Raw genomic sequence first — 11808 nt, 5'->3', positions numbered from 1 at the left:
CCCCCCCCCCCCCCGGGCGGGGTTCGCTGCCCCCCCCCCCGGCCCCCCCCCCTCCCACCCCCCCGCGGTGGGGGGTTGTGGGGCCCCCCCCCCCCCCCTAGGTTGGGGGGGTCGACCGGCTCGGACGTCGAAAACCCGCGCCATGCGGCCCAACCTGCCGAATTTTTGCTCGACCCCTGCGTTGCTTAATTGAATTGGGTCAGTCGCGGGAAAGCGCGGCGTGGAAGGCGATGGCTGCCAGCACGAGGCTGGCGATGGCGTTCCAGCCGGCCAGCGACAGGCCGAGGATGCGCAAGGCCGCCTTGTCGCAGGAGGGCGGCACGAATTTGTCGAGCGCGTCGAGCACGCCCTTGCCGCCGGTGTCGACCGGGCCGGCGCCCGCCGTGCAGTCGGTCGGGCCGGCCCACCACTGCCATTCGACGCCGGAGTGGTAGACGCCGAGATAGAGGCCGTAGAGCATCAGCAGGCCGCCGACGGCCAGCAAACCGCGCGTCAGCCACGCCGGCGCGCGCAGCATCGAAGCAAGCCCCGCCAGCAGCATCAGCGGTGCGCCGATATAATAGGGCGTGCGCTGTTCAAGGCAGAGATGGCAGGGGATGTAGCCGCCTATATATTGGAAGGCGAGCGCCGAGCCGACGGTCGCGGCCATGGCGACCGCGAGAAACAAGGCCGTCCGTGTCCGCTGGCGTCCGGTGTCGGCATTCATGGTCGCTGTCATGGGTCGTTCCGTTGTGTTCGCCGCTTGCCAGACCTTGTCCACGTCACGCACGCTGGCCGGCGTGGATCAGAAGGCGTATTTGACCAGGATATAGAGCAAAATCAGGGCAGCCGCCGCCGCGCTCGCGATCAGGCCAAGGCGCTTTTCGATGAATTCGCGAATCGGTTCGCCATAGTGGCGCAGCAACCAGGCCAGGAACAGGAAGCGGGCACCGCGCGCCACGATGGCGAGCACGATGAACAGCGCCAGATTGACGCCGATGACGCCGGAGAGAATGGTCACCACCTTGATCGGCGGCAGATGGGCGGCACCCGACGTGATCAGCATCAGGATGATAAAGCCGACGCCCGACGAGGTGCGCAGCGCTTCGAACTCGTCATACTTGCCGTAGAATTCGAGGATGGGCCTGGCCACCGCGTCATAGGCGTAGTGGCCGATGAACCAGCCGGCGATGCCGCCCAGCACCGAGGCGACGGTGGCGATCAGCGCATAGCGGTAGGCGCGGTCCGGCCGCGACAGCGCCATCGGCAGATAGAGCACGTCGGCCGGCACCAGGAACACCGAGCTTTCGACGAAAGCGATGAAGGCCAGCCACCATTCGGCGGATTTGCGCGCCGCCAGCGACAAGGTCCAGTCGTAAAGTCCGCGAAGCATCGGCACTCCTAATGCATGTCGCCCAAAAGGCGCGCAGCGGGTTTGGCGTAACGGCGTGCATGAAGACAAGGCCCCAAGCGCGCACCATCCACTCCGCCGGATGCGCAGCACTTTGGGGCGCCGCCTGTCTAGAAAGATTTTCCGCGCCGCACAATGGCAGCCCGGTCACGAAATCGAAAGGCGCAGTTGGTCGCATCCGGGGCGTCCGCGAATTGGCCAGTTGACGAACAGGCCTCCGACCGTATAGTCCGCGCCCATCCAGGCCGTCCGGCCTGAGCCCCTATGGCGGAATTGGTAGACGCGCTCGACTCAAAATCGAGTTCCGCAAGGAGTGCTGGTTCGATCCCGGCTAGGGGCACCACTGACCACCGTCAAGCCCAGTAAATGCAAGGCGCTCAAGGGCTTAGACGTCCCCCGAGGTACATCGTTGAGGTACATTGAGGGGTCCAACATAGTGGGTAGCGTGACCGTGGATTACTGGCAGGAGCGCAAGAGTAAGAAGCTGGGCAGTTCCAGCTATCGTTATCGGCGCGTCGTGGAGCGAGAGCTGCGACCTATACTGGGCAAGGGTGAGATCACCATTCCCTTGGGGAATGCCAAGGGTGACGCGCTGGTGAAGTACCGGCAAGTGCATCGCGAGGTCGAGCAGATGCTGGCGGCGGCGTGGGACGAACTGCGCGGCATCAATCGCCCCAAGACCGCGCGGGAGTTGTTCCAAGAAACCGTCGAACGGATTAAGGCGCTGGGGCTCAACCCATACCGGCAGCCGACCGATGATGACCGGGAGGGCGACGAGGACGACCAAGAGATGCGCGACTGGATCGAGCGTAGCGCTGTGGTTGATGGCATTGCGGCCAAGTACCCGACCGACCCCGAGACGGATCATCCGGTGGGGGTGAGCGCCGAAGATACGCGGCTGGTTCGGATGCTCAACACCGCCAAGCCCAAGATACCCACGCCGACCATCGAAGACGCCAAGAAGCTCTATCTCAAGGACCGCTTTGCGTTGAACGATCCGAAGCCCCTGGAACGCACGAAGGATGAGCAGCGGGCAGAGCGGGCGGTGGGGTACATTGCCAAGGCGCTGGAATCGACGCCCGACGCGGTCAAGGTAGCGAGCATCACCCGAGAGCAGGCCCGGAAGGTGCAAGACTTCATCCGGGGTGCGGTCAGGAGCAAGTCGACGGTCGACCGATACCTGAACGACGTCCGGGCAATCATCAATCACGCCATTGCCGAGGTGACAGAGCTTCACGGGCTGACCAATCACTTCACAAAATTGCCGGTGCTGGGGTCTGGACGTGGTGGTGACACCTCAGAGAAGAACAAGAGGTTGCCCTTCACGAAGGGTGAGCTTCAACGGATTAGGCACCGGATCAAGACCCATGCCGACAACCTTGACTTGCCCTTGATGTGGCGGCTGCTGGAGGGGACTGGTTGCCGCGTTGGCGAGGTTACTGGGTTGAGAGTGAAGGACGTAGTGGTTGATGGGGACCTGCCGTATGTCGAGGTCGAGTGGCATGAAGACAGGCGGATCAAGACCGACCCTTCAAGACGCCGAGTGCCACTGGTCGGAGACGCGCTGGATGCCGCTAAGGAGGCCCTCAAGCTGACCGATGGTCCCATGCTGTTCCCACGCTATGGGGTCGAGGGGGGCAACACGAAGGCGTCTGCGGCACTGGGGAAGCATGTTCGGAAGGTCACGGACGACCGCAGGAAGGTCACACACTCCCTTCGCCACAACATGGAGGATACGCTGGACCTTGCCGAAGTGGACACGCACGACCAGAACCTGATCCTTGGTCACACCCTAGGCGGCATGGCGGAGCGATACGGCGGGCCTGAGAGGCGGCTCGAGGTTGCCACGAGGGCTATGCGGAAGGCTATCGCTCCTGAGGCGCACCTAACGAACAAATGAGGATGCGCGTTGCAAGACCGGGAAGTCCCGAAGCTGACCCGAAGGCCGCCACCCATTTCCTTCGGCATCTGATGAAGGGCCGGCTGCAATTGCACGACGTGACAGCCGGACCACTGCTTGGGCAGTCCTCGGGCAGCATCGGGGAGACTACGGCGGGGATGAGGTGTGGCTTGAGGTGACCAGACGGGCGCTTGAGAAGGCTCTGACCAGACGGAAACCTTCAGCGCACGACTTTGCTGTTCTCGGCAATGATTTTGGGGTTCGGTCCAATCGCGATTGTGTAGCTGAAGCGCGCCACGCCTTTTGCCTGCTTGTGCCTTGGCAGGCTGCGGACAATCCAGTCATACGTGCCCGACACCATGCACCGCCCACTAGCACAAGTGACCATGACACTCTCGTCGTGGACATGATATCCACGTTCGGGCCATCGTTGGAAATAGCTCCGCTTGTCCGCGACAATTGAGCTTAGATCCGTTGGCTTGCCATAGTAGTCCACTATGCCGGCATAGGAAGTTAGAACCTGAGAGATTGCCAAATCTTCGTTGTCCCCGTGGCGCTCAATGAGCCCCTTGATGAAGGCCACCGCCGCGCTCTCCAGTTGATGTTCGTTGGCGCTGGCTTCAGCTGGGGGCGGATTTGGCGTTGACGGCATCTTTGATGCGTCTACCGGCGGCTGCGTGGGGGTAAGGTTGGTCACACCCAACTCTGTCATTTCACTGGCGGACAAGTAGCGCATGTCAGACCTGTCATAGCTCAATGCTATGGCCATGAGCTTTGGGTCTACGCCCATCTCGGTCATGTAAGACATAATGTCACCGGTGACGGCTTGAACGTTCGCGACGGCCTCGTCGGCGGACATCCCGCTGTCTGGCGCGAAGGATGAGCGATGAACGCCTATAGAACCCGGATCAGCGACGCGACGAACGCCGCCCATGAAGGCCAATGAACAGGCAGAAGCACACTGCAACTGACGAACTTGAAGCGTATCCAACCCCGCTGCCCGAATCATACGCCCGAGTTGCATTGCGCTCCCGATGCTCCCCCCTTGTGAATCGAAGACGATCACCCTGGCCCCACTGCTGGCGACAGCGCTGCTAAATACATTCAGAGGTTCATTGATCCCAATTTCGCCGGACACGATAAGAAACGGGAGTTCGCCCGGAGACGATACCGGCTTGTACTCCAGAGCCCTAGCCGACCATGTTGCCGCTGCGATTGTTGACGCAACAGCCAAAACTCTCAAAACTGACCGCATAACTGACTACCCTGACCTACCCGTCATAAGTAAGAGCCAGTTGATGCATTAATTCAAGCGTCAACTGTGAAGAATTGATTTATGGTCAAAGAACTCGTTGAAGCCTCACTGATCAGGCGCGGGCATTAGAAACATGTGCAATCTCTACAACCTCACAACGTCACAAGAGGCCATCCGCCAGTGGACCGGTACCTTGCGGGACATCTTAGGCAACCTTGAGCCGTCCATTGACATCTACCCCAACCAACCCGCCCGGTAGTCCGCAATGCGCCGGAACGACGGAACGATGAAAATACTCCTGCACAAGAAACGGCCGCGAAATCCAAGCCTAGACGGCTGCCGTAATGATGGATACCTCGCCTCTAGTTATCCTCAAAGAATGCTAACCTCGTTGGCGAAAGCTGCTCAGAACCGCTTGCGTTCCAACCGAGGGCGCTTTAAGTCTAAAAAAATTGGGAATGGGTGGGAGGCTTAAATGTCAAAGCGCAGTTTTCTGTCGCCGGTTGCTCTGTCGGCTTCAATAATCTTGGGCGCGCCACAGGTGCAGGCGGCGGTTTCAATAGATTCCCCTGCATCACTTACGAATGCCTCGGAAACCGGCGCGTCGCCTCGCAATGACGGGTTCGGAGTGGTCCTTGATCGTTCGAGCGGTAACGAGGTGAGGATGGCATATCATTCTAGCCATTCCAGTCATTCGTCGCACGCAAGCCACGCTTCCCACTGTTCCGGCTATAGCTATTGCTAAGTGCATATGCTCGCCGAGACCGTGGCGACGGTGAACTCCGTAGAAATCCGATTCGATCTGAAGGTCTTCACGTTGGATTGCGTGAAGCGTGCCGCCTATAGAGTGACCGGCGGTTCGTCAGTGGATATTGCGATCGAGGATGGGTTCGCGAAGTGCGTGCTTCATTTCAGTAAGCCAATGTCGCGGGCACAGTCTGATCACGCCGTTGAGGCGCTTCGACTTGAGGTACTAGACCAGGACCTGCGCGGCGTAGTGGCCGAGGAAACAGCCTCCGTTAGAAACGCAGTGCTTGCCTTGGCATTTTCTAAATCCGGCCTTCAATCAGTTGACTAAGTTCGCTCCACCTGCCGAATTTCGGGGGCCTGTCGAAGCCTCGTATCAACTGGCTTTCTTTCGCTTTTCACCGCTGAAGGATGACCGTTATGTGCTCAGCAATCAGGCAGGAGAGTATCTAGTACTGCCACGAGCGGTACTGTCGTCGTTCATTCGACACGAGCTGTCGAGCACCGACCCCCATTACTCGCGGCTTCGGCACCGACACTTTCTCTTTGACGCCTCATCTAACCTCGGCAAGGCTCTGCTCGCTAACAAAGTTCGAACGAAAGCGAAACGGCTAGAGAACTTTACCTCTCTTCATATCATGGTGGTCTCTCTTCGCTGTGAGCATTCCTGTCCCTATTGTCAAGTTTCCAGGCAGAGCGAGGACCGCTCCGCATTCGACATGACTGAGGAGACCGCTGAAAAGGCCCTGGCATTGATATTTCGCTCGCCAAGCCCTTCAATCAAGGTCGAGTTCCAGGGGGGCGAGCCACTTCTGAACTTTGAGTTGATCCGTTACGTCGTAGGGCGGGCCGAACAGATCAACTCATCGGAGCAGCGGGACCTGCAGTTCGTAATCACGACAAACCTCGCAGTTGTCGATGACGCGATTCTCGAATTTTGCCGTCTACATGACATTCTCATATCAACCTCATTGGACGGACCTGCGGACCTTCACAACTCAAATCGACCACGCCCGGGCAGGAATAGCTACGAGTTAGCTGTTGCAGGTATCGAGAAGGCGAGGAAAGTGCTCGGGCATGAACGGGTTAGTGCCCTCATGACGACAACCAAAACGAGCCTCTCCAAGGGCCGTCCGATCATCGACGAATACGTGCGCTTGCAGTTCCCGGGTATATTTCTTCGACCTTTGTCACCATACGGCTTTGCCATCAAAACAAAATCGTATGCGGCCTATGATGTCGACAAATGGCTGGATTTCTATTTCGATGGTCTGGAGTACATAATAGACCTGAATCGGAGGGGGTTACCCTTCAAGGAGCTATACGCGTCAACTATTCTGACGAAAATGCTCACCCCATTTGAGCCGGGGTATGTGGATTTGATGAGCCCAGCCGGAATTGGGATTTCGGCGGTCGTGTACAATTACGACGGCGATGTGTACGCCTCCGATGAGGCTCGAATGCTAGCCGAGATGGGCGATAAGACGTTCCGTATCGGCAACGTCCATGACAACACTTACTATGAGATATTCGCGTCAGACGCCCTGCTGGACCCAATAGAGCAATCCTTCGCTGGCTCTGCTCCAATGTGCTCGGAGTGCGCTTTTGAGCCTTACTGCGGGTCCGACCCTGTCTTTCACATGGCCACACAGCGCGACTTCGTAGGACTGAAGACGAGGTCTGCCTTTTGTCATCGAAATATGACGATCTTCAAGAGGCTCATCAGCTTAATGGAAGACAGCCCAATGATCCGCGAGTTGTTCTTACAGTGGGCGAACTAGGATGCTCCAGCTCAGCGGCTTCGCCAAGACAGACAATGTAGCAGCCAACCTTCGGCCCGTATTACTCCGGCTAGTCGGTGCTGATCGGGCGGGGCGGCATATCAACTCTGAGCACGACGCCTGCCTCTTCAGAGGCGGCAGCCTGGCAGAGGGTTTCGAATGGGTTGTCACCTTTGAAGCCAATAGGGCCGAAGCTGAGAAAGTGGCCGGTAACAAGCAACTCATCGTCCTACCGGACCATTTTGGCTATCTTGCCGATGGAGATGTCATAAGGTTCGTTCCCGGTCGGAACGCGATCCGGGTGCTTTTCCGGGCAACGGCCAGTGCCAACTATTTTCTGCTGACGGAACGCTGCAACCACTATTGCCTTATGTGCTCGCAACCTCCGAAAGATATTGACGACAGCTGGCTCGCTGCCGAGATGCAGGAGCTACTGCCGCTTCTGCCGGTCAGTATGCCGTTTCTGGGCCTGACGGGAGGGGAACCTACTCTGGTGGGGGAAGAGTTTTTTGCGCTTTTGTCCACTGCCAAAGCGCTCCTCCCAGACACGGCGGTCCACATTCTGTCCAACGGTCGGGCTTTCCAAGATTTCGAGTTTGCGTCGCGCTATGCGAGACTGAACCACAGGCATCTATCGCTAGGCATTCCTCTTTATTCGATTGATCCTGAAGTCCACGACTACGTTGTTCAATCCAAGGGGGCCTTTGACGAGACCGTTAAGGGCATTTTGAACCTGGGGGCGCTTGGACAGAAGGTCGAGATACGTATTGTCGTGCACAAGCAGACATGCCAAGGGCTGCTAGAGCTCTCAGAGTTTATCTTCAGAAACTTGACGTTCGTTGACCACGTCACGTTCATGGGATTGGAGATTACTGGGTTCACCCGCGCAAACATGGATAAGCTCTGGATTGACCCTTTCGAGTACCGTGAGGAGCTTCGGTCAGCAGTTCAGTTCTTGGCGGCGGCCAAGATGAATGTGTCGGTGTACAATCATCAGCTATGCGTGATTGACCCGTCGATTCATCGATATGCTAGGCAATCGATTAGTGATTGGAAAAATGAGTACCTCGACGAATGCTCCAAGTGCAGCCGCCGTGACGATTGTGGGGGCTTCTTCTCCTCAAGCAAGCTCGCACACAGTGCTCACATCGCGGCGTTCCAATAGAGCTACTTGGTGCCAGAACAGCTTGATCGCCGCGCCCGATTTCCTACAGACCTAGATCTATCGCCATACGTCCGAAGCTGCCTCAGACGCTTGCCAAAGACGTCTGGTCTCGATGTTCTAGACATCCCTTCCGGATTTGGCAGACACTCGTTGTTCTTAGCCGCCCAAGATAATCAGGTCGTGGCGGCTGATATAGATCAACACAGACTCGACCAGTCGCTGGCAAGCTGGCGAACCTTGATGCCACGCCAAGGGAATTTGCGGCCAGTTTTGGTCGACGCCGAACAGTCTTTGCCGTTCTCCCGGGAGGCCTTCGATCTCGTGCTGGTTGTGCACTACGTTTCTGACAAGATCATTGAGGCGGTCTGCCCTTTAATACGCGCCGGTGGGTTTCTCGTATATGAGACGTTCAGTGCCCACGGTCTTAATTCGAGAAACCTTCCGATTGCGGGGCAAACTGCGAATAGAGTTTCGGGATTTGAGGTGTTGGATTTGAGAGAGAGACCAGTTCGCAGCGCAGCCGGAGAGGTAGTTACAGTCAAGATGCTGGCGCGGAAGTTAGCAACTGCGAAGCCTCCCCTGCGGAACGCACCCCAGGTATCCTAGCCTCACTCCTCATCCCGCCAGATCACCCGCCGCATCATCTTTATCTCAGCAAGCCGCCTCACGCGTACGGCGAGTCAACGAAGCTCTTTGTGGGTGGGAGACGTGCCGGACATGGAATGAGGATTGGCCGCGAGACCTAAGTCGGCGGGAGGAACATGCTCTCCTCCTTGGCCGCCGCCTCGAATGCCCTGCGGACCTCCTGTGTGGGCACGTTGCCCTCCATGGCGGCCATGCAGGTCTCGACCGCCTGTTGCCACTTAGGGCCACGCTTGGTCCACTTCAGGAGCTGCTCGGAGGCACCCTCGACGTGGCTGACCCGAAGCGGATGCCAGGTCGGTCCGTCCTAACGTAGACCGAAGGGTTGAACCAATGGAGAGCCATGAGGAGACGCTAATGGAGGTCAGGAATGTTTGGTACAGATTTCTTTGAGCCCGATCAGACATAGGGCAATGCGCGACTACCCCCTACCCCTTCGACGCCACCACGCATCATCCTCAGGGACGCTTAGACGGCCTCGCTTCACCCGGCGGTTAGCGCGCCAAGGCCGTTTGTCAGGCCGGCTGAGCATTGCTCCCTCGCGAGAGCTAACGTGGGCTGGTGGTGGCAATCGTTGGGCTAAGGCCAGCATGGACCTACCAGCAAACTCACTGAGACGCGCCCTTGATTATTCCGATCCATGCTTTCGCTTGCACATTCGGCAGGAAGACGTAGCTATCACCACACACTGCGACAGGAGCTGTGAGCGCAGCATTCCATTGTCCCCATCCTTCCCCTGGAGTCGGCAGAGTTTTGGTGAACTCATCGGTGGGTCCCTTAAGATAAACAGTTCCAACCGGAGCGTCTTTGGGATTTTCTCCCGCGACCTGAGCCAATACCGCAACCTGCGAAGCTATCGTGTTACATGCAACATTGAACGGATGAGGTTTGGTGGAGGGCTCATCATCACACTTCAACGCTGTAGGCTTTAGCCGAGAACCGTCAATCGACAGAACCGGCCCAACACACGGTTGAAAATCGACCTTTTGGCCCGTCCGCTTCAAGACGTACCCCAATACGCCGACTCCCCCAGCTAATTCGTAAGGTCCATCCAAAACTACAATGCCGGCGATTTTCTCAGGAGCAGAGACCTCCGCTTCTTGTGCGGTACTCTGCACTGGCATCATCGCCGTGAGCACAATCGCCGCAAAAGCGCTTCTATTTCTCACAGCCCTCTTCCCCCTCGTTGAAACTATGGTTTTGAAGCGCCGAGTAAATAACGGCTCCAGCACTGGAAACGACGAACATCCTCCCTCGTAAGCATGGCAAGTCGGTATCCCGACAGAGAACATACATACGATCAGGAAAGCCAATTATTTGCCGAAGTCCGCGCCTTTCCCGGCACTGCTCAAATTCTCTGTAGGGTTCTTCGGCATGCGGTGTGATCAAAACCGGGACGCTCTGGGCTTTGTCTCCAGTCCAGACGAAGTTAGCCATCGCCCTCGCTTCTCCAACTGCCGCACTCTTTATGATGAAAAGAAATAAAACCAGAGCGATGAACGACAATGAAATAACAAAAGGGTTAACTCCCTCTTCGTTAGTGCCACTTATTCCGCCATACGCTATTAATATCGTCACTACTAAGCAAATCATTAGGAATATCAAGACTCTCGGCGACTCAAGAGGGATGAAAGCATACACTAATACCGTTGAGAGCGGGACCGTTACCTCAGTAGCGTCTACTCCAAACTCGCCAAGGTAGCTCGACAAGTAAGCCCAACCACTGAAGAAAACGATAGCTATTGGCAACGCCGCGATCACTGCGTCGACAAGCGCACCTCTGATCCCATTCATCTCAATTCCCCCTCCACTCGGAAATCTAACACTTTCAATTCAGTTAGACGAGCCAAAAGGAAGCAGGTTGGAATACTTAAGGACCTTTCTTGAGAGGCGTCCCAGGCCAAGCGGCATCCACATGGACGTCTCAAAAATGTATAATCTGTGAGACGGTCCGTTGACACGCCTCTTTTCATGTCTCATAAGTGCAGTCTCATAACGTCTAGACATTGGAAAGACCGCAACACATGACCGACCTCGCATACATCCGGGTTTCCTCCATTGGCCAGTCACTGGAGGTGCAACGGGACAAGATGGTCGCGGCGGGGGTTGAGCCCAAGAACTTGTTTGAGGAGAAGCGGTCGGGGCTGGACACTGGCAGGCCAGAGTTGAAGGCCTGTCTCAGGGCTCTGCGGCGGGGCGATACGCTCATCATCACCCGCATCGACCGGCTTGCGCGGTCAGCTACCGACCTCCTCAATATCGTGAAGGGTCTGGAGAAGGACGGCGTTGCCCTTCGGGTTCTCGACCAGCAGATTGACACTTCTAGTCCAGCAGGCCGCGCCATGCTCCAGATGCTGGCCGTGTTCGCTGAGTTCGAGACGGCTATTCGGTCTGAGCGGCAGATGGATGGGATTGCCAAGGCTAAGGCCATCGGGACCAAGTTCGGACGCAAGGTCAAGGCGACCCCGGAGAGAGCAGCGGAGATCGTCGCCATGCGCGCCGATGGCAAGACCGTTCCCGAGATCATGATGGCTACGGGGCTGTCCAAGGCGTCGGTCTATCGGGCTCTGGGGCTGGCTGTGGCAGGTTAGGGTGAACCGTGGCACTACCAAGCCGAATAGGGCCTGCCCCTAATCCCCATAGGGCCCACGCTAGCTCTATGAAGCCGGTCTGTTAGCAACCGCTAATTGGGGACTACACTAGCACTACCAGACCGAGATGGCCCGAAATACGATAGGGACACCACTAGCACTATGAAGCCGAAATGGCCCGACATGCGATAGGGGCCACACTAGCACTATCGCACATCTTTCTCCCAAGCTGGGCGACAATCCCATAACCCACCCACTAGCTCTACGGAGCCGAAACCCCCACTCGCTCGTCTGCGCGTCGGCCTCTTTCGTGGCGACAGCCGGAACGCACCAAATC

General features: G+C 57.4%; 12 protein-coding genes and 1 tRNA gene. 7 read left to right on the top strand and 6 right to left on the bottom strand.

Going from position 1 to position 11808, the window contains the following annotated elements; genetic code table 11:
• Positions 1-199 precede the first annotated feature (199 nt).
• Complete coding sequence (locus NKJ26_RS27950; RefSeq protein WP_352698583.1) at positions 200-718, bottom strand: disulfide bond formation protein B; 519 nt, start codon at positions 716-718, stop codon at positions 200-202.
• Positions 719-784: 66 nt separating this feature from the next.
• Positions 785-1372 (bottom strand): YqaA family protein, encoded by a 588-nt coding sequence (locus tag NKJ26_RS27945; protein ID WP_352698581.1) that lies wholly within the window; start codon positions 1370-1372, stop codon positions 785-787.
• Positions 1373-1648: 276 nt separating this feature from the next.
• Between NKJ26_RS27945 and NKJ26_RS27940 the strand changes: the two genes are divergently transcribed.
• Together NKJ26_RS27940 and NKJ26_RS27935 are read left to right on the top strand one after the other, a co-directional pair.
• Positions 1649-1733 (top strand) — tRNA-Leu (locus NKJ26_RS27940).
• A gap of 66 nt (positions 1734-1799) precedes the next feature.
• The gene (locus tag NKJ26_RS27935; protein WP_352698579.1) at positions 1800-3290 is read left to right on the top strand and encodes a tyrosine-type recombinase/integrase; all 1491 of its coding nucleotides are present in this window, start codon (positions 1800-1802) and stop codon (positions 3288-3290) included.
• Positions 3291-3510: 220 nt separating this feature from the next.
• Here the strand turns inward: NKJ26_RS27935 and NKJ26_RS27930 are convergent, their stop codons facing one another.
• Positions 3511-4281, bottom strand: a complete 771-nt coding sequence (locus NKJ26_RS27930) for a COG3904 family protein (protein WP_352698577.1) — start codon at positions 4279-4281, stop codon at positions 3511-3513.
• 1015 nt (positions 4282-5296) lie between these two features.
• Here NKJ26_RS27930 and NKJ26_RS27920 point away from each other — a divergent pair.
• From NKJ26_RS27920 to NKJ26_RS27905, 4 genes are read left to right on the top strand one after another with little or no spacing between them, the layout of a single operon-like run.
• Entirely contained in the window at positions 5297-5623 is a 327-nt protein-coding gene (locus NKJ26_RS27920; RefSeq protein WP_352698576.1) for an HxsD-related protein, read from the top strand.
• Positions 5580-7073 (top strand): His-Xaa-Ser system radical SAM maturase HxsB, encoded by a 1494-nt coding sequence (gene hxsB, locus NKJ26_RS27915; protein WP_352698574.1) that lies wholly within the window; start codon positions 5580-5582, stop codon positions 7071-7073. The genes NKJ26_RS27920 and hxsB overlap by 44 nt, the downstream gene beginning before the upstream one ends.
• A 1-nt stretch (position 7074) precedes the next feature.
• Positions 7075-8238: a His-Xaa-Ser system radical SAM maturase HxsC gene (gene hxsC / locus NKJ26_RS27910; protein ID WP_352698572.1), complete on the top strand. Its 1164-nt coding sequence runs from the start codon at positions 7075-7077 to the stop codon at positions 8236-8238.
• Positions 8239-8247: 9 nt separating this feature from the next.
• Positions 8248-8844, top strand: a complete 597-nt coding sequence (locus tag NKJ26_RS27905; protein WP_352698570.1) for a class I SAM-dependent methyltransferase — start codon at positions 8248-8250, stop codon at positions 8842-8844.
• Between the two features lie 136 nt (positions 8845-8980).
• On the opposite strand, the gene NKJ26_RS27900 is transcribed toward NKJ26_RS27905, so the two are convergent.
• The 3 genes from NKJ26_RS27900 to NKJ26_RS27890 form a co-directional block, all read right to left on the bottom strand.
• Positions 8981-9127 (bottom strand): DUF982 domain-containing protein, encoded by a 147-nt coding sequence (locus NKJ26_RS27900; RefSeq protein WP_352698585.1) that lies wholly within the window; start codon positions 9125-9127, stop codon positions 8981-8983.
• 361 nt (positions 9128-9488) lie between these two features.
• Positions 9489-10049 (bottom strand): hypothetical protein, encoded by a 561-nt coding sequence (locus NKJ26_RS27895; RefSeq protein ID WP_352698568.1) that lies wholly within the window; start codon positions 10047-10049, stop codon positions 9489-9491.
• Positions 10039-10674, bottom strand: a complete 636-nt coding sequence (locus NKJ26_RS27890) for a hypothetical protein (protein WP_352698566.1) — start codon at positions 10672-10674, stop codon at positions 10039-10041. Before NKJ26_RS27890 ends, NKJ26_RS27895 begins: the two co-directional genes overlap by 11 nt.
• Positions 10675-10904: 230 nt before the next feature.
• On the opposite strand from NKJ26_RS27890, the gene NKJ26_RS27885 reads away from it, so the two are divergent.
• Positions 10905-11471 (top strand): recombinase family protein, encoded by a 567-nt coding sequence (locus NKJ26_RS27885; protein WP_352698564.1) that lies wholly within the window; start codon positions 10905-10907, stop codon positions 11469-11471.
• Positions 11472-11808: the final 337 nt, after the last annotated feature.

It is taken from the genome of Mesorhizobium sp. M0152 (assembly GCF_040322415.1).
Taxonomy (GTDB): domain Bacteria; phylum Pseudomonadota; class Alphaproteobacteria; order Rhizobiales; family Rhizobiaceae; genus Mesorhizobium.
The sequence above is the reverse complement of the archived record's forward strand: the minus strand, read 5'-3'. Positions and strand labels throughout refer to the sequence as shown.

Coding starts and splice junctions, on each gene's coding strand:
- NKJ26_RS27920 (WP_352698576.1), top strand. CDS start 5,297: ATGCTCGCCGAGACCGTGGCGACGGTGAACTCCGTAGAAATCCGATTC.
- NKJ26_RS27945 (WP_352698581.1), bottom strand. CDS start 1,372: ATGCTTCGCGGACTTTACGACTGGACCTTGTCGCTGGCGGCGCGCAAA.
- NKJ26_RS27890 (WP_352698566.1), bottom strand. CDS start 10,674: ATGAATGGGATCAGAGGTGCGCTTGTCGACGCAGTGATCGCGGCGTTG.
- NKJ26_RS27885 (WP_352698564.1), top strand. CDS start 10,905: ATGACCGACCTCGCATACATCCGGGTTTCCTCCATTGGCCAGTCACTG.
- NKJ26_RS27950 (WP_352698583.1), bottom strand. CDS start 718: ATGACAGCGACCATGAATGCCGACACCGGACGCCAGCGGACACGGACG.
- hxsC (WP_352698572.1), top strand. CDS start 7,075: ATGCTCCAGCTCAGCGGCTTCGCCAAGACAGACAATGTAGCAGCCAAC.